The sequence below is a fragment of the Bradyrhizobium sp. FW305-F6 genome, assembly GCF_058782905.1.
The window spans coordinates 163,818-188,780 of the sequence record NZ_JBYSYD010000004.1 but is presented as its reverse complement, the minus strand read 5'-3'; the positions used below and the strand labels follow the sequence as shown (position 1 = coordinate 188,780).

Annotated in this window: 27 protein-coding genes; 8 read left to right on the top strand and 19 right to left on the bottom strand. The window is 62.0% G+C overall.

Annotation, left to right across the window (positions count from 1 at the left end; translation table 11 throughout):
- Positions 1-4 precede the first annotated feature (4 nt).
- The 4 genes from AC3WLX_RS25455 (at position 5) to AC3WLX_RS25440 (ending at position 3,760) form a co-directional block, all read left to right on the top strand.
- A complete protein-coding gene (locus AC3WLX_RS25455) occupies positions 5-703 on the top strand; it encodes an MgtC/SapB family protein (protein WP_006022573.1) in 699 nt (232 codons plus the stop codon).
- 90 nt (positions 704-793) lie between these two features.
- Complete coding sequence (locus AC3WLX_RS25450; RefSeq protein ID WP_006022574.1) at positions 794-1,858, top strand: sensor histidine kinase; 1,065 nt, start codon at positions 794-796, stop codon at positions 1,856-1,858.
- A complete protein-coding gene (locus AC3WLX_RS25445) occupies positions 1,858-2,490 on the top strand; it encodes a response regulator transcription factor (protein WP_006022575.1) in 633 nt (210 codons plus the stop codon). The genes AC3WLX_RS25450 and AC3WLX_RS25445 overlap by 1 nt, the downstream gene beginning before the upstream one ends.
- Positions 2,491-2,800: 310 nt before the next feature.
- Positions 2,801-3,760 carry a LysR family transcriptional regulator gene (locus AC3WLX_RS25440; protein ID WP_024343196.1) on the top strand — a complete coding sequence of 320 codons (960 nt, stop codon included), beginning with the start codon at positions 2,801-2,803 and terminating at the stop codon, positions 3,758-3,760.
- Here the strand turns inward: AC3WLX_RS25440 and AC3WLX_RS25435 are convergent.
- Genes AC3WLX_RS25435 through trbB form a run of 11 tightly spaced genes read right to left on the bottom strand, consistent with a single transcriptional unit; the run spans position 3,693 to position 13,542 of the window.
- On the bottom strand, positions 3,693-3,932 hold the full coding sequence (locus AC3WLX_RS25435) for a DUF2274 domain-containing protein (RefSeq protein ID WP_006022577.1): 240 nt from the start codon (positions 3,930-3,932) through the stop codon (positions 3,693-3,695). The genes AC3WLX_RS25440 and AC3WLX_RS25435 overlap by 68 nt on opposite strands.
- 1 nt (position 3,933) lies before the next feature.
- A complete protein-coding gene (locus AC3WLX_RS25430; protein ID WP_006022578.1) occupies positions 3,934-5,190 on the bottom strand; it encodes a TraB/TrbI/VirB10 family type IV secretion system protein in 1,257 nt (418 codons plus the stop codon).
- Entirely contained in the window at positions 5,187-6,254 is a 1,068-nt protein-coding gene (gene trbG / locus AC3WLX_RS25425; RefSeq protein ID WP_006022579.1) for a P-type conjugative transfer protein TrbG, read from the bottom strand. Before trbG ends, AC3WLX_RS25430 begins: the two co-directional genes overlap by 4 nt.
- On the bottom strand, positions 6,251-6,934 hold the full coding sequence (gene trbF, locus AC3WLX_RS25420; protein WP_006022580.1) for a conjugal transfer protein TrbF: 684 nt from the start codon (positions 6,932-6,934) through the stop codon (positions 6,251-6,253). Before trbF ends, trbG begins: the two co-directional genes overlap by 4 nt.
- Positions 6,935-6,936: 2 nt before the next feature.
- Entirely contained in the window at positions 6,937-8,292 is a 1,356-nt protein-coding gene (gene trbL, locus AC3WLX_RS25415; protein WP_006022581.1) for a P-type conjugative transfer protein TrbL, read from the bottom strand.
- A gap of 1 nt (position 8,293) precedes the next feature.
- Positions 8,294-8,695, bottom strand: a complete 402-nt coding sequence (gene trbK-alt / locus AC3WLX_RS25410) for a putative entry exclusion protein TrbK-alt (protein WP_006022582.1) — start codon at positions 8,693-8,695, stop codon at positions 8,294-8,296.
- A gap of 10 nt (positions 8,696-8,705) precedes the next feature.
- On the bottom strand, positions 8,706-9,467 hold the full coding sequence (gene trbJ / locus AC3WLX_RS25405; RefSeq protein ID WP_006022583.1) for a P-type conjugative transfer protein TrbJ: 762 nt from the start codon (positions 9,465-9,467) through the stop codon (positions 8,706-8,708).
- Positions 9,464-11,902 (bottom strand): conjugal transfer protein TrbE, encoded by a 2,439-nt coding sequence (gene trbE / locus AC3WLX_RS25400; protein WP_006022584.1) that lies wholly within the window; start codon positions 11,900-11,902, stop codon positions 9,464-9,466. Before trbE ends, trbJ begins: the two co-directional genes overlap by 4 nt.
- A gap of 13 nt (positions 11,903-11,915) precedes the next feature.
- Positions 11,916-12,197: a VirB3 family type IV secretion system protein gene (locus tag AC3WLX_RS25395; RefSeq protein ID WP_006022585.1), complete on the bottom strand. Its 282-nt coding sequence runs from the start codon at positions 12,195-12,197 to the stop codon at positions 11,916-11,918.
- Positions 12,197-12,490, bottom strand: coding sequence for a TrbC/VirB2 family type IV secretion system protein (locus AC3WLX_RS25390; protein ID WP_248312794.1), 294 nt, complete (start codon positions 12,488-12,490; stop codon positions 12,197-12,199). Before AC3WLX_RS25390 ends, AC3WLX_RS25395 begins: the two co-directional genes overlap by 1 nt.
- Before the next feature lie 35 nt (positions 12,491-12,525).
- Positions 12,526-13,542: a P-type conjugative transfer ATPase TrbB gene (gene trbB / locus AC3WLX_RS25385; protein WP_024343194.1), complete on the bottom strand. Its 1,017-nt coding sequence runs from the start codon at positions 13,540-13,542 to the stop codon at positions 12,526-12,528.
- 373 nt (positions 13,543-13,915) lie between these two features.
- Here trbB and AC3WLX_RS25380 point away from each other — a divergent pair, with 373 nt between their 5' ends.
- The gene (locus AC3WLX_RS25380; protein WP_006022588.1) at positions 13,916-14,122 is read left to right on the top strand and encodes a hypothetical protein; all 207 of its coding nucleotides are present in this window, start codon (positions 13,916-13,918) and stop codon (positions 14,120-14,122) included.
- Positions 14,123-14,484: 362 nt separating this feature from the next.
- On the opposite strand, the gene AC3WLX_RS25375 is transcribed toward AC3WLX_RS25380, so the two are convergent.
- From AC3WLX_RS25375 to AC3WLX_RS25355, 5 genes are all read right to left on the bottom strand, one after another.
- Positions 14,485-14,937: a hypothetical protein gene (locus AC3WLX_RS25375; RefSeq protein ID WP_492338012.1), complete on the bottom strand. Its 453-nt coding sequence runs from the start codon at positions 14,935-14,937 to the stop codon at positions 14,485-14,487.
- Positions 14,938-15,108: 171 nt separating this feature from the next.
- Complete coding sequence (locus AC3WLX_RS25370) at positions 15,109-16,875, bottom strand: NRAMP family divalent metal transporter (RefSeq protein WP_006022591.1); 1,767 nt, start codon at positions 16,873-16,875, stop codon at positions 15,109-15,111.
- Positions 16,876-16,921: 46 nt separating this feature from the next.
- Positions 16,922-17,338, bottom strand: coding sequence for a DUF2493 domain-containing protein (locus tag AC3WLX_RS25365; RefSeq protein ID WP_006022592.1), 417 nt, complete (start codon positions 17,336-17,338; stop codon positions 16,922-16,924).
- Positions 17,326-17,844: a phosphoribosyl-ATP diphosphatase gene (gene hisE, locus AC3WLX_RS25360; RefSeq protein WP_006022593.1), complete on the bottom strand. Its 519-nt coding sequence runs from the start codon at positions 17,842-17,844 to the stop codon at positions 17,326-17,328. Before hisE ends, AC3WLX_RS25365 begins: the two co-directional genes overlap by 13 nt.
- 77 nt (positions 17,845-17,921) lie before the next feature.
- The gene (locus AC3WLX_RS25355; protein WP_124810155.1) at positions 17,922-18,137 is read right to left on the bottom strand and encodes a hypothetical protein; all 216 of its coding nucleotides are present in this window, start codon (positions 18,135-18,137) and stop codon (positions 17,922-17,924) included.
- Positions 18,138-18,477: 340 nt separating this feature from the next.
- Between AC3WLX_RS25355 and AC3WLX_RS25350 the strand changes: the two genes are divergently transcribed.
- The 3 genes from AC3WLX_RS25350 to AC3WLX_RS25340 all read left to right on the top strand — a co-directional run bounded on the left by AC3WLX_RS25350 (position 18,478) and on the right by AC3WLX_RS25340 (position 20,576).
- Entirely contained in the window at positions 18,478-18,756 is a 279-nt protein-coding gene (locus AC3WLX_RS25350; protein WP_006022595.1) for a metal/formaldehyde-sensitive transcriptional repressor, read from the top strand.
- A gap of 165 nt (positions 18,757-18,921) precedes the next feature.
- Positions 18,922-19,941: a sensor histidine kinase gene (locus tag AC3WLX_RS25345; protein ID WP_197057830.1), complete on the top strand. Its 1,020-nt coding sequence runs from the start codon at positions 18,922-18,924 to the stop codon at positions 19,939-19,941.
- Positions 19,938-20,576: a response regulator transcription factor gene (locus tag AC3WLX_RS25340; RefSeq protein WP_006022597.1), complete on the top strand. Its 639-nt coding sequence runs from the start codon at positions 19,938-19,940 to the stop codon at positions 20,574-20,576. Before AC3WLX_RS25345 ends, AC3WLX_RS25340 begins: the two co-directional genes overlap by 4 nt.
- An 81-nt stretch (positions 20,577-20,657) precedes the next feature.
- On the opposite strand, the gene AC3WLX_RS25335 is transcribed toward AC3WLX_RS25340, so the two are convergent.
- From AC3WLX_RS25335 to AC3WLX_RS25325, 3 genes are read right to left on the bottom strand one after another with little or no spacing between them, the layout of a single operon-like run.
- Positions 20,658-21,086: a hypothetical protein gene (locus AC3WLX_RS25335; RefSeq protein ID WP_006022598.1), complete on the bottom strand. Its 429-nt coding sequence runs from the start codon at positions 21,084-21,086 to the stop codon at positions 20,658-20,660.
- Positions 21,087-21,093: 7 nt separating this feature from the next.
- Positions 21,094-23,082, bottom strand: coding sequence for a conjugal transfer protein TraG (locus AC3WLX_RS25330; RefSeq protein ID WP_006022599.1), 1,989 nt, complete (start codon positions 23,080-23,082; stop codon positions 21,094-21,096).
- 24 nt (positions 23,083-23,106) lie between these two features.
- Positions 23,107-24,846, bottom strand: coding sequence for a relaxase/mobilization nuclease domain-containing protein (locus AC3WLX_RS25325; protein ID WP_033965849.1), 1,740 nt, complete (start codon positions 24,844-24,846; stop codon positions 23,107-23,109).
- Positions 24,847-24,963: the final 117 nt, after the last annotated feature.

The window sequence follows — 24,963 nt, the reverse complement described above, 5'->3', positions numbered from 1 at the left end:
TCAGATGGATTGGCAAAGCCTTGGCCACACCGCACTCACGCTCGGGGGCGCATTCCTTCTTGGCGGCTTGATCGGCTTCGAACGGCAATGGCGCCAGCGCCTGGCCGGGCTGCGAACCAATACCCTCGTCGCGCTCGGCGCGGCCATCTTCGTCCTCTTTGCCGGGCTGTTCCCCGGCGAGGCGAGCCCGACGCGCGTTGCGGCCCAGATTGTTTCCGGCATCGGCTTTATGGGCGCCGGCATCATCTTCAAGGAAGGGTTGAATGTGCGCGGGCTCAACACCGCCGCGACGCTGTGGTGCTCCGCCGCGATCGGCGCGCTGTGTGGGGCCGGATTTTTCTTTCATGCATTGATTGCGACGACGTTCGTCATCGCCGTCAACGCAGTTCTGCGCCCGCTCGTGCGCCTCGTTGAGCGCCAGTCATTCGCCGCAAGCCCGTTGGACAGCGCATATGCGATCAGCATCATCTGCCATGGAGAGGCTGAGGCGCATGTTCGGGCGCTTCTTCTTCGCGATCTCGCCGGTGCGCTGCACATCCGCGACCTCGAAAGCACGAATATCGAGGACACAAACCGAGTCCAGGTGAGCGCGACAGTGCGAGCCGACACTCGGCAGGATCGCCTTTTGGAACAGATTATCGGTCGTCTCAGTCTGGAGCCGCTGGTAACATCTGCTCGGTGGCGGTTCGAGCCAGGCGAGTGACCGAGAAGCAATAGTTATCTAGGTACACGGCGGAGTAGATTCTCCAGGGAAGAATATTGAAAGTAGGTAAGTTGATCGAGAAGGTGAACAATGCTCAAGATCGCCAATGATATACGTCCCGGATCGGCGCTGACGTTGATCGCGATGGGCGTTGCGATGGCCGGCATTTTTATCGCCGATACGGTCACGGACTACGCCATCGCAGCGGCCGTATTCTACACAGCGGTCATTCTCGTTGCGACACGCATCTTGTCTGGCACGGCTGTAGTGGCCCTCGCTTGCATTTGTGTCGCGCTGACCCTGATCAGTTTTTTCTTGACCCACTCCGGTGCGTATGAGGTCGGCATCGTCAATACCGGGATTAGTATCGTTGCGATCGGCGTTACAACCTATCTCAGTTTAAGGATGGTGGCTGCGAAGGCCGAGGCGCTGGAGGCGCGCGATCGGCTTTTGCGAATTGCGCGGGTCACGACGCTCGGTCAACTGTCGGCGTCGATCGCGCACGAAGTCAACCAGCCCCTGGCTGCCGTCGTCGCCAGCGGCGGCGCGTGCACCCGATGGCTTGCCCAGGAGCCGCCAAATCTCGACAAGGCCCGCCTCGCGCTCGACCGCATCGTCAGCGATGCCAACCGGGCAAGCCAGGTCATCGCGCGCATTCGCGCCCTTTCGAAGGGCGAGGCGCCGCGCCGACAACCATTCGACCTCAGGGAAGCTGTCATGGAAATCGCGACCTTGTCGCGCGGCGAGATCGAGCGTGGCGGCGTCGCCTTGCAACTGGACCTGCATGACGGCCTACCTCGCGTTTTTGCCGATCGGGTCCAGATCCAGCAGGTCATCAGCAATCTCGTCCTCAATGCGACCGAGGCGATGTCGGACCGCGCATTGCCCGAGCGTCGTCTGCGAATTGCCGCCTCGCAGGATGGACGGGATGCGATCGTTCTCGCGGTGGCCGATTCCGGCACCGGTCTGGCGCCGGGAGCTCGTGAGCACCTCTTTGACGCCTTCTGGACGACGAAAGAGGGAGGCATGGGTCTTGGCCTTACCATCAGTCAGACGATCGTTGAAGCGAATGGCGGACAGATTTCCGCGGCTCCAGTCCCTGGAGGCGGGACCGTATTTGAGGTGCGCCTGCCGCGCCACATGGAGGCAGCCTGATGAAAAATGAACCGACGGCGGATTCGCGGCCGCAGCCCATCGTCTATGTCATCGATGACGATCGGTCCGTTCGCGCCGCGCTCGAAGATTTGCTCGCATCCGTTGGGCTACAGGTGCGCTCGTATAGCTCGGTTGCCGAATTTCTGGAAAGCTCCATGCCGGACGCGCCCGGCTGCCTGCTGCTCGATGTGAGAATGCCCGGACAAAGCGGGATCGATTTTCATCGGCAAATGCCTGAATACGGCATTCATCTGCCGACGATATTCATCACGGGACATGGGGACATCACGATGGGCGTGAACGCCATCAAGAATGGCGCCTTCGAGTTCTTGACCAAGCCGTTTCGCGACCAAGACCTGCTGGATGCTATCCAACAAGCGATCGAAAAAGACCGGCGAAGGCGCGAGAGCGAAGCGCGTTCGCTGGATTTGAATGCGCGTTGGGAGACATTGACGCCCGGCGAACGAGACGTTTTCAAGCTCGTTGTAAAGGGCCTCCTCAATAAACAAATCGCCGCCGACCTGAATGTTAGCGAGATCACGGTGAAGGTTCGCCGTAGCCATCTCATGCAGAAGATGCAGGCCAAGACGATTATTGACCTTGTTAGAATGTCGGACAGTTTGAGCGTTTGAATCTCGACTGAGAGGAGAGCCCCTGCACCGCGAACTGGTGCGCGATCTGCGCGGGCGTGCCACCCCCCCCTTTCAGAACACGGTATATTTCGAAGATACGTTGGTATATCGAATCTATATAAGATCATCGGCCAATGAGCGTCTGTAGCCGTCTATTCTAGGGTGAGAATCGGGAGGTCTTGCCTTAGCTGCGGTCGGGGCGCGATGGTCGTGGTAGATGGTGCTTACAGAGCGATGCTCGCAACGAGCGGACGATGGACCGTCGCGAGGCCAGGAATCATTTCGAATAGATCTCGGTCGCAATTGACCGATGCTTGAATTCCGCCAGATCCGGTATTTTCTTGCGGCGGCCGAATATGGCAGCTTCCGAAAGGCGGCCTTGGCCTTGGGAATACAGGAATCGGCGATCAGCCGTCGCGTTCGCGATCTCGAAGACGAACTCGGCGCTTCCCTATTTCAGAGGCACAACGGCGGCGTCTGCCTGACGTTGGCAGGACAGCAGTTTGTGCGTCGAGCACGCAAAGCACTTCAACAGATCGACTGCGGCGCGAAGGATGTGGCCGCCATAGGTCGCTCCGAGCGGGGGCATATCAAGGTCGGCATCTTTTCGTCGCTCGCGTCTGGATTCCTGTCCGATCTGCTGGGAGCCTACGGCAAGGAGCATGCAAGTGTACGGGTCGAATTTTTTGACGGCGATCCTGCGGATCACGTTGCCTCGATCCGGCGACTTCAACTCGATGTGGCTTTTATCACGGGAACCACACAGTGGTCGGACTGTGAAACAGAGCAACTTTGGTCCGAGCGAGTATTCGCCGTACTTCCCAGCGATCATCCTCTCTCTGAGAAATCGGAGCTTGGCTGGCGTGATCTTGTGGACGAGAGATTCATTGTAAGTGACGGTGCCCCTGGATCGGAAATTCACGACTATTTGGTTCAACGCCTCGCCGATCTTGGGCGTCACCCAGAAATCGATACCCAATACGTCGGGAGGGACAATCTCCTGTCGCTTGTGGCGATCGGCCAAGGCGTCACGGTCATGAGCGAGGCCGGGACGGCGGCTCAGTTTCCGGGAACTGCCTATCGGCAGCTTGCCGGCGAGGTTCTGCCGTTCTGCGCGGTGTGGTCGCCGCGGAATGATAACCCGGCCTGGCGCCGCCTCCTCAGTCTTGCGCGTTCAATGTCGCGCTCGGCTGCCGCCACAATCATTCAGACGGTTTCGGCAGTTCTTTTGACTTCCTCGCTTTCGCAAATCCCCGATCCGTGGCTATGAACCGCTCCAGCATCGGAGCGATGAGGCGAACGGGATCGGCCGGCGGTTGCCTCGCTTCGCGGCCGAGAATTTCTGCGTAGGCCGTTAGGTCGCGATGCAGGCTTGCCGGTAACTCCACCGTGACCTTCACCGGTTTGTCGTCGACGATCGCTCCCAATTTCAGCTTGGTCATGTCAGCCTCCGTAGGGTTCGAGAACGAGATCGCGGGTGACGATGACGCGGACGGGCAAGCCTGGCCGGATGGTGAGGGTCGGTGCGATGTTGAGCTGGCGCTGGACGATCTGCTGGCCGGTTTGACTGACGCTATTGGAGGCACCCTGTCGCAGCGCCCGCACAATATCGCTGTCCTGGCCAGACGAGCCCGCCTCCGCACCGATGCTCAGAATCGTGGAAAGTGCAGCGGCCTTGAACAGTTCGCCCCAGTGATAGTCGACGCCATCCTCAAGGCCCGCATAGCCCTCGGCGTCCGCACCAGGCTGACGCTCCAGAACGATGGAGCGGCCATTGGGGAAGATCAGCCGGTTCCAGACGAGAAGTATGCGCCTCTGACCGAAGCCGACGCCACTGTCATACTGGCCGATAACGCGCGTGCCCTGTGGCACAAGCAGGATCTTGCCGGTCGGGCTGTCATAGATGTTCTCCGTCACCTGTGCGGTGATCTGACCCGGCAGGTCGGAGCGGATGCCGGTGATGAGCGCGGCCGCGATGACGGCGCCGGCCTGCAGGACGTTCTTCGACGCTGGCGCGGCAACGCGATCCGGCGAGACAGTGCGCTTGTCGGGCGTCTGATTGAGGAATGCGAGCTGACGATCCTGCGCGGAGGGTGTCGCTGGCTGCGGCGCAAGGCCGAGGCTGGCGAGATCGGCCGACGGCGTGGCGGTCGCAGTCGGCTGTGTCGAAGCTCCAGCCGTAGCGGGCCGAGTCTCGGTGGATGCGAACAGCCGTGCGGTCCGAGCCGCCTCCAGTTCCTGCGCCCGGCGCTGTTCCTCGGGGCTCGGTCCCGTCGGACCTGATGCCGGTGCGCCGATCGGCGGCACTGTGCCACCGTTCTGCGCGTTGAGGATCGGGCGACCGAGGTCGCCGGGCAGCGGCGGGCCGAGCTTCGGGACGCCGGAATAATCCTTCGGCAATCCAGCCAGACCGTCCGGTGTCGAGCGGTTGTCCGTAGAGTAAAGCTCCTGACCCTGGCCGCTGTGACGAGTCTGGAGCGCATAGATCAGCGCCCCACCGACACCGAGGCTTGCCGCAAGACCCAGACCGGCCAGCACCTTGCGGGACAGGCGGGTCACACGCGGCGGCTCGGCGCGCAGCCGCATGGTCGCGGCCGGCTCGCCGGTCAGCGGCCGAGCGTCGTCGTCGGTCGGCTGAGGCTGGGGCGCCGAACCGGGCGTCCGGCCTTCCTCCTTTTCGGGATCGCGTTCGTCGCTCACGATGCCGGCCTCCCGTCGGTGCGGGAGATGCGGACACGCTTCTGGTTCTTGCCCGCGCCGAACCGCAGTTCGGCGGCGGCGAACAGTCGATCGACGATCATGTAGTTGCCGCGCACGCGATAGTTCACCAGCTCGGAGGTGTCGCCCTCCGGTCCGACCACGAACAAGGGCGGCATCTCGCCCTGTCCGATGCCGCGGGGGAATTCGATGAACACCTGCTTGCCGTCATCGAAGGCGCGCAGCGGCCGCCACGGTGCGCGGTCGCCGGTCACCTCGTAGCGGAAATTGACACGGGCGAGATCGATGCCGCCCGACACCGGCTGCGCGGCCTCGGCTTGGCTGTTCTGGCGGCGCAGCGCGATGAGCTGGTCCTGCGGATATTGCCAAGACACCGATGCCATATAGGTCGATGGCGTCGCGCGCAGCTCCATGTGATAGGTGCGCCGGTCGGTGTTGATGACGAGATTGGTCATCAGCTCGGCCCGCGTTGGCTTCACGAGGATATGGACCTGCTTGGCCGCGCCAACGCCGCTCTCGGTATCGCCGATGATCCAGCGCACTGTGTCGCCAGCGGCGACAGGACCGGAGCCGACGAGCTGCTCGCCGGGCTGAAGCGCGATGTCGGTGATCTGCCCCGGCGAGGCGTAGACCTGATAGAGCGCGCCATCGACGAAGGGATAGACCTGCATCGAGTTGATGAAGCCGTTGCGGACGGGCTGGACGCGCGCTGCGGCATTGGCCTGGTTGACGCGCGCGGCGGGATCGGACGGTTCCGGCTCGGGCTTGCCGTCCTTGCCGATGGGCTTCAACTGACCAGGCAGCGGGAGCGGTTTGGGAAGCTCCACCACCCGGACGGGCGCTGGCGGATCGGAGGTCTGCACAGCCGGCACCGCATTGTCGTAGGAAATCTCCGGCGGCGGGGTGTGAGTGGCGCACCCTGCCAGCGCCGAACCGGCGAGCAAGATTCCCGGCAAAGCGGATTTGCGGAAAACCGGAACTACGTGGATGAGCAAAGCCGGGAGCCCTGCACTCCAAGGGGCGGCTTTGCGGAGTGCGGGCGTCATTGTCCAAGCTCCTTCGACCAGTTGATGGCGTTGATGTAGATTCCGAGTGGGTTCTTCCGCAGCGTGTCGGCGTCGCGTGGGGGCTGCACGACGACGGTGAGGATCGCGGACCAGCGTTCGGTGGAGGCCAGTGAGCCGTCCTGATAGCGTCGCTCGATCCAGGCGATGCGGAAGCTCGACGGCGAGGCGCGGATCACCGACGACACTTCGATCGCGATCTGCTGCTTGCCGACCTTGGTGAAGGGGTCGTTGGCGCGCGCATAATCGTTCAGCGCGAGCGCGCCACCCTGTGTCGTGAAGTCGTAGGCGCGCAGCCAGTTCTGCCGCACGATGATGGCGTCGGACGGGATCGAGCGGACCTGCTCGATGAAGCGCGCGAGGTAGAAGGCGATTTGCGGATCGTTTGGCTGATAGTCGGCGGTCGCCGGCGCGATCGCCTGCGCCTGGCCGAGCCGGTCGACCTGCACTACCCAAGGCACGATCGAGCCGTTGGCGGACTGCCAGACCAGCGCGGCCGAAAGGCCGCCCGCGAGGGCCAATGATCCGAAGGCCATGTAGCGCCAGTTACGGGCCTGCACGCGGGCGGAGCCGATGCGATCGTCCCAGACCTGAGCGGCGCGCTGATAGGGAGTCTCGGGCTGAGGGGCTTTGCCGTAGTGGGTGGATGGTCGCTTGAACATGGTCAGTCGCTTTCGGAGAGGTTGACGGAGGAGCCGCCGCCATGGCTGTCGCCGCTACGCACGGCGTGGGCGGCGGCCTGAACGCCATGGGACATCTGCTGCGAGCGCTTCATGCGTTTCGCCCAGGCCGGCGGCCCGTCGCTGGTGGAAGACGCAGCTCCGGGAGATGCGGCCTCCGCGGTGGCGGTCGTCGCAGCACCGGATGCGCCGGTGGCGATCTCCGTCGCGGCCTGGCCACCGGCCTGATAGCTCTGCTTCAGGCTGTCGGCGGCACGACCGGCTGCGCGCTTCAGCGGTGAGACGGCCGCCTTCGCGCCGGTGCTGGCAACACTGCCAAGACCCGACGCGACGCCGGATGCGCCGGCCTGGCCGGCCGCGCCGAGGCTGTAGGCGGTGGAGGCGCCACCGGCGAGGGCTGCACCGCCACGCGCGGCGGCGGCAGCGCCGCCAGCAAGTGCAGCGCCGCCTGTCACGACGGCGCCGGCAGCGGCCGCGCCTGCTGCGACAACGCCGCCGGCGGCAAGACCAGTGCCAATGGCCGCGCCGGCGCCGAGCTGCGGGCCACCGGAGATGAGGCCGTTAGCGATGCCGGGACCGAAGATGCCGAGACCAAGCAGCGACAGCGCGGCAAGCACGATCGCCATGGCATCGTCGATCGATGGCGTTGCGCCGTTGAAGCCCGAGGTGAACTCGGAGAACAGCGTCGAGCCGATGCCGATGATGACGGCGAGCACCAGCACCTTGATGCCGGAGGAGATGACGTTGCCGAGCACGCGCTCGGCCATGAACGCCGATTTGCCGAACAGGCCGAAGGGAATGAGGACGAAGCCGGCGAGCGTGGTCAGCTTGAACTCGATCAGGGTGACGAAGAGCTGGATCGCCAGGATGAAGAACGCCAGCAGCACCAGCGCCCAGGCGAAAAACATGCAGGCGATCTGGATGAAGTTCTCGAAGAACGACCAGTAGCCCATCAGGCTGGAGATGGAGTCGAGCAGCGGCCGGCCGGCATCGAGACCAGTCTGCGCCACCTTGCCGGGGCGCATGAGATCGCTCACGGCAAAGCCCGTTCCCGAAGCCTTCAGGCCGAGGCCCGCGAAGCTCTCGAAGACGATGCGGGCGAGATTGTTCCAGTTGGAGATCAGGTAGGCGAAGACACCGACGAAGAGCGTCTTCTTGACCAGCCTCGCCATGATGTCGTCGTCGGCGCCCCATGACCAGAAAAGCGCGGCGAGCGTGACGTCGATGACGATCAAGGTGGTGGCGATGAAACCGACTTCGCCGCCGAGCAGCCCGAATCCTCCGTCGATGTAGCGAGTGAAGACCTCGAGGAAATGGTCGATGACACCGGTGCCGCCCATGTCAGCGAACCTCTGGCTGAGCGGGCTCGGCCTGCATCGCAGGCCCGGTCACGTCCGCTGGCGCACTGTCTTTGTGGATGGGAGCGGCCGACGCGGGCGCGCTTGGAAACAGCGTGGTCGGCGCAACCGGCGATGGTGATGAAACGGGGGCCGGCTGGCCGAGGAAGCGGCGCCGGTTCTCTGCCCATGCCTTCAGGCAATTGGGATCGCGCGTGCCGGCCTCGCCGATCTCGGAACAACGAAGCAATTCGGCGGCGAGAGGATCCGATGTTGTGACCGGACGGCCCTGCGTCGCGAGGACGTCCGTCGAAACGTCCTTGCGGTTCATCTCGATCGCGGTCGCCGTGATGGCGACCGCGACGAAGACGATGGCGCCGACGCGAGCGAGGGTCTTGCCGTCCATCGTGCCAGCCTCAGTTGCCGCTGTTCGGGAACATGCGGGCATTGCCGGGCTGGTAGCCCGAGCCCGGCGTCAGGAAACGCCGGCGCTGCTCGCGGCCCTGTTCGGCGGCGGCGGCCTGCTCGGCCGACTGCAAGGCCTGCGCCCGGCCGTTGGCCGCCACGACGGCGGTGAGATCCGCGAGTTGCTGCGCCTGGAGCGCAAGGAGTTGGTTGCCGGCCTGCGTCGCCTGCAGCGCGCCGGTCGCGCCCTGGCTCTGGCCGATCAGCGCCGACATCTGCGTGCGATTGGTGTCGATGTTGCCGACGACGCCCGCCTGCACCCGCATTGCGTCCTGCAGGCCGCCGACCGTGTTCTGCCAGCGCGAGCGGGCATCGGTGACGAGTTGCTGATCCGAAGCGGACAGCGAGACGTTCCCGTACTTCTGCTGGAACATCCGGTCGATCTGCTGGACGTCGTAGGCGATATTCTGCGCCTGGTTGAGAAGCTGCTGCGTGCGCTGGACGGACTGCTGAAGCTGTTGCAGCGACGAGAACGGCAGGCTCGCAAGGTTGCGTGCCTGGTTGATCAGCATTTGCGCTTCGTTCTGAAGCGAGGTGATCTGGTTGGTGATCTGCTGAAGCGATCGCGCCGCCGTGAGCACGTTCTGCGCATAGTTCGAGGGATCGAATACGATGATGGCGTGAGCGGGCGTCGCCAGCATGGGCGCGAGCGCGACGGGAGCGGTCAGCAGCGCGGCAGCAAAACGCGCTGCGCGGGAATTGCGCAGTTTCATTGGGACGTCTCCTTGTTGGTGAGCGTGGGGATGAGATCGGCGGCCCAACCGACCTCACGGTGATCGAGCCATGCGGCGAGGAAGCCGTCGCGGCCGTGTTCGGCGACGATGCGGGCAATGGCCGCCTGGTCGGTCTTCGATGACGCGGCGCACAGAGCGAGCGCGACATCGGACAGACCGAGCTCGAAGAGGCGGTTGCCGCGCCGCGACTGGCAGTAATAGTCGCGCTTGGGCATTGCCCGCGCGATGATCTCGATCTGGCGGTCGTTGAGGCCGAAGCGCCGATAGATCGCCGTGATCTGCGGCTCGATCGCGCGCTCGTTCGGCAGCAGAAGCCGGGTCTGGCAGCTTTCGATGATGGCAGGCGCGATGGCCGAGCCGTCGATGTCGCTGAGCGATTGCGTGGCGAAGATGACGCTGGCGTTCTTCTTGCGCAGCGTCTTCAGCCATTCGCGGAGCTGGCCGGCGAAACCGTCATCGTCCAGCGCCAGCCAGCCTTCGTCGATAATGAGAAGAGTCGGCGAACCGTCGAGCCGATCTTCGATCCGATGGAAGAGATAGGAGAGAACCGCCGGCGCCGCGCCGGTGCCGATCAGCCCCTCAGTCTCGAACGCTTGAACGAACGCCGAGCCAAGATACTCGCGTTCAGCGTCGAGCAGCCGGCCGTAGGGACCGCCGACGCAATAGGGCCTGAGCGCCTGTTTGAGATCGTTCGACTGGAGCAGCACGACCAGGCCGGTGATCGTGCGCTCCTCGACGGGCGCCGATGCCAGCGAGGTCAGCGCCGTCCAGATATGCTCCTTCACCTCGGGCGTGATCGCCACGCCCTCGCGGGTCAGGATCGATACGATCCAGTCGCCCGCCCAGGCGCGCTCGGGCACGTCGTGAACGCGGGCGAGCGGTTGAAGGCTGACGTTATCGGTCGCGCCGTCACTGAGATCGCCGCCGAGGTCATGCCAATCGCCGCCCATGCCGAGCGCCGCCGCGCGGATCGAGCCGCCGAAGTCGAAGGCGAAGACTTGGGCGCGAGCATAGCGTCGGAACTGCAGCGCCATCAGCGCCAGCAGGACCGACTTGCCCGCGCCGGTCGGGCCAACGATCAGCGTGTGGCCGACGTCGCCGACGTGAAGCGAAAGCCGGAACGGGGTGGAGCCTTCGGTCTTGCCGAAGAGCAGTGGGGGCGCTGCAAAATGCTCGTCCCGTTCCGGCCCCGCCCACACCGCCGACAGCGGGATCATGTGGGCGAGATTGAGCGTGGAGATCGGCGGCTGGCGGACGTTCGCATAGACGTGGCCGGGCAATGATCCGAGCCAGGCGTCCACCGCGTTGATCGTCTCGGCCATGGCAGTGAAGTCGCGGCCCTGAATGACCTTCTCGACGAGGCGCAGCTTCTCGTCGGCAGCGCGCGGATCCTCGTCCCACACCGTCACCGTCGCGGTGACGTAGGCCATCCCGGCATAGTCGGCGCCGAGTTCCTGGAGCGCCATGTCGGCATCGGCGGCCTTGTTCGCGGCGTCGGTGTCCACGAGGACGGACGCCTCGTTGGTCATTACCTCCTTGAGGATCGCGGCGATCGACTTGCGCTTGGCGAACCATTGCCGGCGGATCTTGGTCAGCAGCTTGGTCGCGTCGGTCTTGTCGAGCAGGATCGCCCGCGTCGACCAACGATACGGAAATGCGAGACGGTTCAGCTCGTCGAGCAGGCCAGGTGTCGTCGCCGTTGGAAAGCCTGTGACGGTGAGGATGCGCAGATGCGACGCGCCAAGGCGCGGCTCGAGCCCGCCGGTGAGCGGCTGGTCGGCGAGCAGCGCGTCGAGATAGATCGGCGTTTCGGGGACGCGGACACGGTGCCGTTTGGTCGAGACGCAGCCGTGGAGATAGGTGAGCGTCTCCGCGTCATCAAGCCAGCGGCATTCGGGCATGAAGGCTTCGACCAGGCGCAGGATGCGATCGGTGCGATCGGCGAACCCGGTCATCACCTCGTTGGGGTCGAGGCCCGACTTTTCCCGGCCTTCATAGAGCCAGGATTCCGCGCGCGCGGCGTCCTCGGCCGGCGGCAGATAGGTGAAGGTCAGGAAATAGCTCGACTCGAAATGTGCGCCAGCTTCCTCGAAATCCGCTTTGCGCTCGGCGTCGACCAGCGCCGAGGCGGGATCGGGAAAGCGGCTGTCGGGATAGAGGTTCGAAGCTTGCCGCTGCGCCTCGACGAAGATTGCCCAGCCTGATCCAAGGCGACGGAACGCATTGTTGAGGCGGCCGGCGATGGCGACTAGCTCAGCCTGTACGGCGCTGTCGAGATCGGGGCCGCGAAACCGCGCGGTGCGCTGAAAGCTGCCGTCCTTGTTGAGGACGATGCCGGAGCCCACCAGCGCGACCCAGGGGAGGAAGTCGGCCAGGCGGCTGTTGCGATTGCGATATTCGGCAAGGTTCATCATGGCCGCGCTCCCCTCAGACCGAAAGGTGTGCGGGGACGCGCAGATGGCGGCGCACAACGTCGACGAAGAGCGGATCGCGCTTGGCAGCCCACACCGCGGTGACGTGGCCGATCGCCCAGATCGCGATCCCCACCAGCCAGAGGCGAAGCCCTAGGCCGACCGCGCCAGCGAGCGTCCCGTTCATGATGGCGATAGCCCGTGGGGCGCCGCCGAGCAGGATCGGCTCGGTCAGTGCCCGGTGAACGGGGACGGTATAGCCTGGGACGTCGCCGCCCTGATCGACAGCGCCCGTCATCAGACCAGCGCCCCGCCGCCGAACGAGAAGAACGACAGGAAGAAGCTCGACGCGGCGAAGGCAATCGAGAGACCAAACACGATCTGGATCAACCTGCGGAAGCCGCCGGAGGTATCGCCGAAGGCCAGCGTCAGGCCGGTAACGATGATGATGATCACCGCCATGATTTTCGCCACGGGACCTTCAATCGACTGCAGGATCTGTTGGAGAGGCTGTTCCCACGGCATCGACGAACCGGAAGCGTGAGCGGGGGCTGCCATCACCGCCGACAGAGTGGCGATGGAAACGGTCAAGACGAGATGATGGCGCGCGCGCCGCAGGCGTTGGATCACAGGCTTTCTCCTTCAGGTGCTGGGACGAACAAGCTCGAGCTGCCGTCGCCATCCGTGGTGGCCGGCGCGATGCGGTAGTCGCCGTCGAGACCGAGGCCTTCGACGCGCGAGAGTTCGGAGAGTCGCCGCGCGGACCCGCGACCGGAGAGGACGGCAACGAGGTCGATCGTTTCCGCGATCAATGCGCGCGGGACCGTGACGACTGCCTCCTGAATGAGCTGCTCCATGCGGCGCAGTGCGCCGATCGCGCTGCCGGCGTGGATGGTGCCGACCCCGCCAGGATGGCCGGTGCCCCAGGCCTTGAGCAGTTCGAGCGCTTCGGCGCCGCGCACTTCGCCAACGGGTATGCGATCGGGCCGCAGACGCAGCGAAGAGCGAACGAGATCGGAAAGTGAGGCAACGCCATCTTTTGTTCGCATCGCCACGAGGTTCGGCGCGGCGCATTGCAGTTCGCGGGTGTCTTCGATGAGGACGACGCGATCGGCGGTCTTCGCAACTTCGGCGAGCAACGCGTTTGTCAGCGTCGTCTTGCCGGTGGATGTCCCGCCGGCGACGAGGATGTTGGCGCGTGAGGAGACACTCCGGCGGAGTATCTCGGCCTGCGTCGCTGACATGATGCCGGCCGCGACGTAGTCGTCGAGCGTGAACACCGCGACAGCGGGCTTACGGATCGCGAATGCGGGGGCAGCGACGACGGGTGGCAGCAGGCCTTCGAACCGCTCGCCGGTTTCAGGCAACTCTGCGGATACCCGAGGAGCACCAGCATGAACCTCGGCTCCGACATGGTGCGCAACCAAGCGAACGATACGTTCGCCGTCCGCTGGTGACAGCCGCTCACCGGTATCGGAAAGTCCTTCGGAGAGTCGGTCGATCCAGAGGCGCCCATCGGGATTGAGCATCACCTCGACGATGCTGGCGTCATCAAGATAGCGCGCGATTGCAGGACCGAGCGCAGTGCGCAGCATCCTTGCGCCGCGCGCGAGGCCTTCCGAATTGTGGTGTGATGCTGTCATAGTGCCCCGTTTCTATCGGGGCCGATACAGTCCTTCCCCAGACGGGGATGATTAAAGGGGCCAGATTTCGGGGCGATTCAACAAAGATTCATCGACGTAGTAGTGTAGCGTGCAAATACAGGAGAACGGCGGTGTCGGACGCACGATACGCCAATACGCTCGCGGAGCTTGACCGGCTCTGCGCAAGCGTCTGATCCTCGCACAATGACCGCTCAATGCATTTGTTGTGGAGGTGATGGACATCCTCGATCGCGGAGATCATCCGGGGGGTGAGATCCTTCTTAATCGGGATCATGCACGGCGTTAGGCTGAACGGGACGGTACGTACGATAGCATCTTTGCAGCCATGAACCCCAGCCGAGTAGAGTAGCCTATGTTTCTTAGATCGGTTTTGGCCGCCGCCGCATTTGCTGCGGCGGTACTCCCCGCGGAATCGGTGTTCGCCGAGGGCGCCCGAAAAGCCAATCAAGGGCAACAGCGCGAGATCGGCAGCAAGGTAATTGAGAAGGCCAACGCCCTCCTTGACAGTTTAACACCGGCGCGGCGCAATGAAGCCCTCGTCGATTATAGATCACGGTGACGGACCGATCGGCGCGGAAAGAGATTTGTAGGCTTCCTCACCATTCAGCGCTGATTCAAGGCTATTTGACGCGCGATCGAACGCGGAAGAAACATCAACGCGTTTCGGGTAGCTCTGCACGGCTGAGCTTTTTGCGCACGCGCGCATGAATCTGGTCGACCCAAGCCAATCCCAATCGCCTGATGCGACCTTTCGGACACCTTAAGAGGAGAAAGTGTTCGATGCGAGACACCACAAAAAGCAGAAGGCGGATCCGAAGTGGCGGAGGCCAATGCGATAGTTGATTACTCATTGTTTTGCGTCTCCTTTGAGAAAATCTGCCACGGCTTTTTTTTGTTCGATGAATCTCAGGCGCTGGCACGCTATCCTGGCGTGCGCTTCGGCGGCCAGATCAACATGTTTGGAAGTGTCGGATAAAGGCGCAGACGCTCAAACGCCGCGGCTAAAGCCATCTCTCGGCGTCGAGCCGTCCAGCGGATATAATTTGCGATGAGCGCATAGGCGACAACGGGCAGCCTTTCGCCGCGTTGGACAAGGATAGCGATGCAACGTTCTAGTCCGTCATGGAGAGCACGCGTTGCAAAATAATGAAACGTGAACGGATCGCTGCGCGCTTTGGCAAAAGCCATCAGCATAGCGGCGATCAATCCGCAAGCATCGATCTCGCATTGAGAATCGCCGAAACAGCTGTCGACAAAAGCGATAATCTGAAAGCCCTTGGTCTGCTCGACTGAGGTCAGCGAAAAAGAACTACAAGAAGTTGCATCGGAAAGCGCCTGGATGCGTTCGGGAAGAGTCTTGAATTGTTCAGACATGAGGCGCCCCCATCAGCTAGTTAGAACAAAAGAGTTTTGTCTATTCAGATTGTTTCCTTTTCGTTTTGGTTGGCAGGCGACGACGCGGGGTATAGCAACGTCCGCGAGGCTATTGCGGACATGTCGGTGCTCGCGCCCGTGCGTCAACGTCGTCACCCGCCTTCTTGCGTGCTACTTCGAGCCGGTATTGCTTGTAGCAGCGTCGTTGCTGGTTGGCGTTCCGCCGATCTGGGGGATGCTGACCTCGACGCCGGTCGCGGCGACGAAGACCTTGAAGCCGATCAGCGCGACAGCAATCAGAAGATAGCCGCGTAGCACGCCCATCCAGACCTTCGTCATCAACGTCATATGCAGGGCAGGCAGCCGATTAAGCGGCGGCATGCGCCAGTTCCGGCGCTCGAGCATCGTCATCTTGGCGAAGCGGTGATCTTGATCGTTGCCATATGCGGCAGCGGGCACGTCATAACTACGCTTGCGTGCTGCGAACGAAAAGACGAACCCGCAAAGCCCCAGCAAAGAGCCGCCAATCAGTATTTTCAGAATTGTGCTGTCAGCCACATCTGGGAAGACGGTCGCCACGGTGAGGATGATCGAGAGCAACACAAGGGACCAGATTATTGCTCCGGTGAATACATTGAGCTTAGGACCGTTGGACCAGGGGCCGACAACCGCCTTGTCGTTGCAAAGGAGGAGCAGGAAGACCGTGGCACTTGGTAGCAGCACGCCAGCGAGAGCCTGCACGGCACTGACAAAGAGGCCCAGCAGCGCATCACTTGCGAAGGCAACAAGGCCTGCGGCAATGAATATGAGAATCCCGTAAGCAACGTAGAATCCGATGGCATCCGTGACTTTGCGATGCAATGAGTGCCTCACCCTGAGGACGTCGGCGATCGCATAAGACGTCGAGAGCGAGACGGCTGCTGCGCCGATGAGGCAAGCATCCAAAAGAGCGATTGCAAAAATCGTCGCCGAATATGGACCCACATATTTGTCCAGCGCCGTAAGCACCGCACCTGTATCCGTGAAATTGCCGAATTCCGGCCGTCCGGCAAACAATGCGGCACAGAACGCCATCATGGCAACGGCGCCGATTACTACCAGGAGGATCCCGAGGCAAAGATCGACTTTCTCGTAGCCGTTGAAGGCGGGCGTGATCCGCTTATCGACAACATAGCTTTGTTGGAAAAAGAGCTGCCAAGGTGCGACGGTCGTGCCAACGATGCCAATGACAAGCAGCATGACTGCCGCCATGTCGGAGTGAGCGGGCCATTGCGGCACGAGCAGTCCATGGGCGATCTCACCGATTGGTGGATGGATGGCGAGGAGCACAGGTATTAGCAACAGACTGCCAAAGACCAAAACCATCGCGAAGCGTTCAAACCGCTTGAAACTTCCGGTGCTGACGGCGGCCACTATGAGCACCGCCGCGACAATCAGTCCCGGAACTCTTGGCAAACCAAAATATTGGAGTGCGAATACGATGCCGATGAACTCGGTTACAATGGTTAGTCCGTTGAGAAGAACTAGGTCTATAAGGCTGAAGGCACCCCAGAACTTTCCGAAACGTTCGAATATCAGTCGTGCATGGCCAACGCCCGTCACAGCACCTAGCCGTGACACCATCTCCTGATTCACGTAAATCACCGGGATCAAGAGCATCAACGTCCACAGCAGAGAGGTGCCGTAGTTCTGACCTGCCTGCGTATAGGTTCCAAAAGCGCCGGCATCATTGTCGCCGACCATGACAATCAGTCCCGGGCCGACGATTGCCATCAAGGTCGCCAGCCTAGCCCGCCAAGTCTTTCGTACACCGGTGTCGTGCTGCCGGATGGTGCCGAACGCGCCGTGGATGTCGCCAATATGCGCGCTATCCAGGACAGCGGGCGCGCTTGAGGCCAATTCGATTTGTTCAAGCGATGTCGCAGAGGTATCGGACATTTCAAACTCCGTTGAGTTTTGCTCGTTTTTGGGTGAATTCACTGGATCAGAGCGAAGCGGTTGTTGGCTGGCCCCGCTGCGGCGGATGCTTTGCGACTGGGCAAGCTCCAGCCGTGTTGGGCGGAATGGCGAGCACGGCGAGCCCGACGTTGATTGCCCGTTGGACGAGATCGGCGGTGTGGCGCCCCCCTGGGAAAGCCACGACAAAGTCGGGTCGGCTGTCTGTCAGCATGAAATCGCTGCGCAGCCCTTCGGCCTTCTTGCCGTAAAACTCCCAATTTGGCGGGTAACGCACCACAGCGATCCCATGGCGACGCGCCCACGCCTCAGCGATGATGCCGACGCCTGCAATGCTGCCGTGGACCACAACGCTGATTGGCTTTCGCCAATGCAGTGCAGTTAGTTCGTGATGCACCATCTCGGCGTCCTCGAAGTGACGTCCTCCACAGACTAGGAGGCGCATGGCCGTGTCCTTTCGGGCTGCTCTTCGGGACACGGTGCTGGTGCGCGCGAGTTGGCGGTGATGCAGGGCGCAGGTACGCGATTTCCTTCCGAGCTGTCGTTGACCGGGGCGGGATCAGTCGTTCCCCGACGCGGCTTAGGAAGCTTTTCGGCAATGCCCATGCTTTCCACGCGGCGCCGCATCTCGGCCCAGACTTCGCTGGGTTCAATATTGAGTGCGTGCCACAGAACGACCAAGTGATAGAGAAGATCGGCACTTTCGCTGACCGTCTTTTGGGTCCGCTTCCTCACCGCCTCGAGAGCGACCTCGGCAGCCTCCTCGACAACCTTCTGCGAGATCTTCCGCAATCCGGCATTCATCAGCTCTGCCGTGCGAGCATGCTCCGTCAATGTCACATCATTCAGCGCGTTGTAGAGCTGCTCTAAATCGTTGGCGAAGATAGTATTCGCGCAAGTCGTATTAGTGCCTGCGGGGCGCGCAGGCAGCAAAGCCACCACTGCATTCATTAGTTAATCCCTTCGTTTGAACTTTGCTGCCAACAGCAGCGCTACGCTGCGCACGGCATTGCCGTGTGTCGCTATGATCAATCGTCAGGATTCTTCAGAGTGGCGGATGTCTCCAATTGCCAGCCCCCAATCAGCCGGCCATCGGATTCCTGATGCCAATGGGCAAGAAGCTTTGGTCTCGCCAAGTTGCGAGCGCCCAATTTCAAGCCGGGAAACACCCCGGCGAATTGAATATCATCATGGGCGACCACCGGTGGCGCCCGACGTGTGTCGATGTTGAGATGAGCGGCCATGGCCACCTCCGTCTGTTCAAGCAGTTGCTCGAACCCGGGTGGCCTGGACGGACGGTGCTCAGCGTCGAAGTGCTGGCGCAGTTACGTCGGCAGAACCGACCCGAGCGATGATGCAACCCAGCGGAGCGTCGATAGCAGGTGACTGACGCCTACTATCTCCCTCCGAGGGGTCGTTGCTAGATCGCGGGTTCATATGATCCTCTGCTGTGCCAATCCGGATCCAATTCACGACGAACTGGACCACGACGCGAACAACCCTGCCGGTCTTCACTTCGCGCGACATTCATATATACTCTGGGGGGTATATTACAACTATACCCGGGTATAGCGGAGGGACGCGATGGCGCATGCGGTGGCTGAGAAGCAGAAGCTGCTGAATAGGGTCCGACGCCTTCGAGGTCAGGTCGATGCGATTGAACGGGCCCTCATCGCGGATGAGAGTTGCGGCGACGTGATGCGGATAGTCACGGCCACGCGCGGTGCGATCAACGGAATCATGGCCGAAGTCGTCAATGGGCACATTCAAGCGCATATGGTCGATGCGAACCGCACGCCCACAGAAGCTGAACGTAATGCCGCGCTCGAATTAGTCGACGTTTTGCACACCTACATCAAGTGAACTGCGATGGCTCCACAAAAAACACCAGTCAATCAGCCTGCCCACGTCGATCCTATAGATCACGAGGCAAACTTGACGCATCGATACCCGCTCGGCACCCGTTCAAGGGAACTACTGACGTTCATCGATGGGCTATGGCGCCTCGTTAGGTCTGGAACGCTTCCCTTGCTGATCGGCATCCTCACTATCGGCATCTTCATCATCGACACCATAACCCCTTACGAGATATCCGCTGCGACGTTTTATGTGATTGTCGTTCTATTGTCGGCTCGCTTCAGCCACACGCGGGGCATGGGCACGGTCTCTGGAATATGCATCGCGTTGACGATCGCGAGCTACATCCTGACGCCGAGTGGAAGCTTCGGAACCGGAGTCGTCAACACCTCGATCAGCCTGCTGGCGATCGCGGCAACGACCTATCTCGCTGTCAAGATGGAGACCGCTCGTGTGGCGGCCGAACAGGCGCAGACCCGCCTTGCGCACGTCGCTCGGATCACGACTCTCGGCGAGATCGCTGCCTCAATCGCCCATGAGGTCAATCAGCCGCTCGCCGCAATCGTGACCAACGCCAATGCATGTACACGCTGGATTCACGGAGATCCCGCGAACCTAGAAAAAGCCGCGTCTTCGATAGATAGCATCGTCAGCGACGCAAACCGAGCAAGTGAAATCATCAAGCGCGTCCAAGCGCTGTCTATGCGTGCAGAACCAAAGAGGTCCTGGATTGAGATCAACGTCGTAATCAGAGAGGTGCTGGGGCTTTTGCAAAGCCGTTTCCGAGAAAGCCGAGTTTCCGTTTATACGAACCTGTCGAGTGATCTGCCCATGATCTTCGGTGATCGTATTCAACTTCAACAGGTTGCACTCAACCTTCTCGTGAACGCGATAGATGCGATGGGTACGCTGCAGAGCAGTGTTCGTGAGATTCGAATAAACTCCGCTAAATCAAGCGCGTCCGGCGTGATGATCACGATAGAAGACACGGGAGGCGGTATCGATCCTGGCTTCGTAAGGCATCTTTTCGATGCCTTTCACTCCACCAAGAGCGATGGCATGGGAATTGGACTTTCAATATGCCGATCAATTATTGAATCTCACGGCGGTAATATTTGGGCTGAGCCGACCAATCCGCGCGGCGCTACCTTTTGTTTTACTCTGCCTGGCGACAGGGAGAAAATACTATGAGACAGTCGAAACAGCCCGTCGTTGTGGGCGGCACGGTAGCCGTCGTCGACGATGATCTTTCCGTGCGTGAAGCGCTCAGAAATCTCCTGAGTTCTGTCGGACTTGATATTCACACCTTTGCGTCTACGCACGAGTTTTTGGCGTGGTCGATTCCTGATACGCCGATTTGCTTGGTATTGGACGTTAGAATGCCGGGTCAGAACGGCTTGGATTTCCAACAAGAGCTTTTCAGAACGCGTGTGGAGATCCCGGTCGTGTTCATTACGGCGCACGGGGATATCCCGATGTCGGTCCGGGCTATGAAGTTTGGCGCGATCGAATTTCTGACCAAGCCGTTTAGGGACCAAGACCTACTTGATGCGATCTATCTCGGTCTCCAGACTTCGCAAATCCGACGAAACGAGAAGACAATGACAGCTGATCTTCGCGCGCGGTACGATTCGCTTTCTGTTCGCGAGCGCCAAGTTATGGACATGATACTTGATGGAAAACTCACAAAGCAAATTGCTGCGAAGTTTGCACTCAGCGAAATCACGGTGAAGGTGTGTCGGGCGCAGATCATGCGGAAGATGGAGGCGGCATCCTTGCTTGAACTCGGGCGGATGTCCGAGAGATTGGAAAGAATAAGGGATTGAGAGGCAGTCGATTATTGCTGACTTCAATGCGGCCTTGGAGAGCAGCTTGGGCTCACGCAGGAGCGTGCGCGATCTGACGAGCTATTCTGCCTCGCCATCAACGTCCTCAGAAATCTCCTGATGAAGCTTCGGGCCCTTCGCGAGACGGCGGCCGAGAGCTGTGACAAACTGATCATAGCGTTCGCCAGCTTTGGCGCGCGCGGCCTGCGCAGCAGGTTCTGGCAAACTCGGTGTGGTGGTCACCCAGAAGCGCACGAAGACTGCGAGCATCTCGACCGATATTCCGATATCGCGCTCCATCCGCGACATGCGTCGGTCGAGCTGGTCGAGGCGTTTCGTGATGACGGCCTCCTGGCGTTCGGCGGCATCGGGTGAGAGGAATGACTCGATCGCCGCCTCCGCGACCAACGATCGCGAATGGTCGCGGCGCGCGGCGTGATCTGCGAGCCGGTTCATGACAGAGGGGTCGAGATAGACGGAGAGGCGTTGCTTGCGGGGTGGTTTCGTCACGGGCGTCTCACAGCTCCATGCCGTCACCGGGGTCGAGCGAGACCTGGCGCGCGACGCCCTGCATGAGCCGGTTCATACGGCTGGTGCGCACGGCATCGTCGTCAGACTCGTCCCGATCGGTATCGATCTCGAACGGGTTGTCGATTGGCACTTTCTTCTCGACGGGGTTCACCCGATTGAGTTCCGGTTGCTGGCGGCGTTCCGACTCGGTTGGATCTTCATCGGCGGGCTGCGCTAGCAAGGTGGCCTCGGCAATCTGTGGTCGGGCTGGCAACTGGTGCGTGGTCCAATCGTCGGGCTGTCCTTGCTGCGACGTTGTGAGCGCGGGCGGCGGCAGCAGGCGTTCCTTGAACCGAGCATCCTCGTAATAGCGCGCCTTCTTCGCACGAATCGGCGGCGTGCCCGCCGCCATGACGATCTCGTCGGTGGGAGGGAGCTGCATGATTTCGCCAGGTGTGAGCAGTGGCCGAGCTGTTTCCGAGCGCGAAACCATCAGATGGCCAAGCCAGGGGGACAGCCGGTGGCCGGCATAGTTCTTCATGGCCTTCATCTCGGTGGCGGTGCCGAGGGCGTCCGAAACGCGCTTGGCGGTACGCTCGTCGTTGGTCGCGAAGCTGACGCGCACATGGCAATTGTCGAGGATCGAATTGTTCGCCCCGTAGGCCTTTTCGATCTGGTTTAGGGATTGCGCGATCAGGAAGCTCTTCAGACCGTAGCCGGCCATGAAGGCCAGTGCTGACTCAAAGAAGTCGAGCCTCCCCAGCGCCGGAAACTCGTCCAACATCAGCAGGAGACGATGGCGTTCGCCCTTTGCTTGCAGATCCTCGGTCAGGCGTCGGCCGATTTGATTGAGGATCAGTCGGATAAGCGGTTTGGTGCGGTTGATGTCGGATGGTGGCACGACGAGATAGAGTGTTGCCGGGTATTTTCCGCCCACGATATCGGAGATCCGCCAGTCACAGCGCCGCGTCACTTCGGCGACGACGGGATCGCGATAGAGTCCCAGGAACGACATGGCGGTAGAGAGCACGCCTGAGCGTTCGTTGTCGGATTTGTTGAGGAGCTCGCGTGCGGCGCTGGCGATCACGGGATGCGGTCCGGCGTCGCCGAGATGCGCCGTCTTCATCATCGCATCGAGGGTGGATTCAATTGGTCGCTTCGGATCAGAGAGGAACGCCGCGACGCCGGCCAGAGTCTTGTCCTTTTCCGCATAGAGGACGTGGAGGATCGCGCCGACTAGCAGCGCATGGCTCGTCTTTTCCCAATGGTTCCGCTTGTCCAACGACCCTTCTGGGTCGACCAGGATGTCGGCGATGTTCTGGACGTCGCGAACCTCCCATTCGCCGCGGCGCACCTCGAGCAGAGGATTGTAGGCAGCGGATTTTGTGTTGGTCGGGTCAAAGAGCAGCACGCGGCCGTGCCTGGCGCGGAAGCCGGCGGTGAGCTGCCAGTTCTCGCCCTTGATGTCGTGAACAATCGCCGAGCCCGGCCAGGTCAACAGCGAGGGCACAACGAGGCCAACACCCTTGCCGCTTCGGGTGGGCGCGAAGCACAGAACATGTTCAGGCCCATCATGGCGCAGATAAGCGTGCTCGTAGCGTCCCAGCACGACACCATCGGGACCGAGAAGGCCGGCCGTCTCCACCTCCTTCTTCTCGGCCCAACGCGCCGAGCCATAGGTCTCGACCTTCTTGGCCTCGCGTGCACGCCAGACCGACATGCCGATGGCGACGGCGATCGAGATGAAGCCACCGGACGCCGCGATGAAAGCGCCTTCGACGAAGATCGCGGGTGCGTAGGCGTCGAAGCCGTACCACCACCAGAAGAAGGAGGGTGGCAGATAGAAAGGAAAGCCGAACAGCGTGAACCACGGCGCGCCCAACTCCGGCTGGAACGCCAATCGCCAAGCCACCCATTCCGTTGCGCCCCAAGTGGTGGCGAGGACGATCAGGAAAACGGTGAGGATCTGGCCCCATAGGATCTTCGTGGCGGACATTGGAACGGTCCTTTCGGAGAGAGGTTAGAGGCCGAGCCCTCGTTTGCGGCCAAAGCTCCAGTCGATGCCGCCATCATCGCGGGCGACGCCGGAAACATGCTTGCCGAGGTGCTTTTCCAGAGAGGGTGACCAGGGCACGAGTTGGAAGCCGAGGCCGTCGTCCAGCATGGCAAAGCGGCCGGAGGCGAGTGCCAAACGCTGGCGGTAGGTGCCGGCAACATACTCGCCGCTTCCCGCGCGATTGAACGGCTGGCCTGTTTCGGCGGAGAGTTTTTCGCCGGCCGCTTCCAGCTCGCGACGGCGCAGCGTGTCGATCAGCCCGCGATTGAAGGTGACACGCTGGCCGTGTCGCTCGCCGAAGCCCTGTCCGACCAGATGATCCGCGCGTCGATCCAGCGCCTGCCGTACCTCGGCGCCGAAGCCGGCCTCGGACAGGGCGGCAGGTTCGCGCGCGATGTTCTGCCGATCGAGCCAAGTCGCGCCGGTTGCCGTGACCTGACGATCGATATCGAGATCGGAGCGGACGGCGATTGCGACCCGGCGCTGTCCCTGTGCATCATCGAACGCACGCAACTCGACGATCGAACCCGCCGCGCTGTCACCGGCGGCTTCGAGATCGGGCAGCTTGATGTGATGGGTGCGGCCGTCGACGCCGTCGACCACGGCGTAGGCGGAGCCCTTCAGCTCGTCATCAAGACCGCGATCGACCAATCGGCCGATCACGGGCGCATCGAGGCTTTCGGCCGCGAGCACATAGCCCGCCGAGCCGCGTTCGATGCCGCGATCCGTCAAAGCCCGGTGCATGCGTTTGATGATGTCGCCGCGCTCGCCGAGTTCACGCAGAGTCGCCTCGGCCTTCGTGTCGATCGCCCATTGACCGGGGCCGACCTGCTCGGCGAGGCCGAGTGTTTCCAGCTTGCGGAGCCGTCCGACCTTCAGCGCATGAAATTCGTCGAGCCGGACGTTCGGATCGATCGCCGTCTCGATGACGCCCGTGGCATGGCCATCGCGGATAAGCTGGCGGTCAAGCTGCGTGAAGCGCTCGGCATCGACCTGGCGTTTCAGGCTGCGCTGGATGTCGAGGTCGGTGCGCGGCCCTAATTCCTGCGTGATGAGGTCACGCGCGCGGTCGCGCATTCCTTCCTTGATGTAGTCGCGTGAGATGACGAGGTCCTGCCCGTCGTCACGGACCCCGCGCACGATCAGGTGGACATGGGGATGCTCGGTGTTCCAGTGGTCGACCGCCACCCAATCGAGGCGGGTGTCGAGATCCTTTTCCATCTGCGTGACGAGATCGCGGGTGAAGGACCGCAGGTCGGCCATGTCGGGCGCATCGTCGGGCGAGACGATGAACCGGAAATGGTGGCGGTCGTCCTGGCACCGTTCCGCAAAGGCCTTCGGATCGGCGTCGTCGCCCCCGGGACCGAAGAGATGGGCCTTCTCCCCATCGCGGGTCACGCCTTCGCGGCGCAGATAATTGAGGTGGGTCGCGAGCGGCGCCGAGCGCGATGTCTGGCGCACGACGCGCGCCTTGATGACAGCGCCGCGCGTTCGCGCGGTGAGCAGCCGGTTCGCCTGGATGCTCGCACGCTGGCCCCGCCCGAAGCGCGAGCGGTTGCCGGACACGATCCGGCCGGAGCGTGAGACGCCGGCCCCGGCCTTCTTCGCCGCGGCGAGAGCCTGCGCGATGAAGGGACGAGCCTGCTGCGCACGGGTCGAGCGGATGCGGCCCGGCCGGATGCGGAAATCACTGTCGCCGGTCATGGCTGATGCCTCGCACATCGCGCCAAGCACAGGAAATCGCAGGAAAATCGGCGTAGTCGTGAGGTGCGGGGAAATCCCGCACATCGCGAAATCGCCTCATAACCTATTGAAAAACCA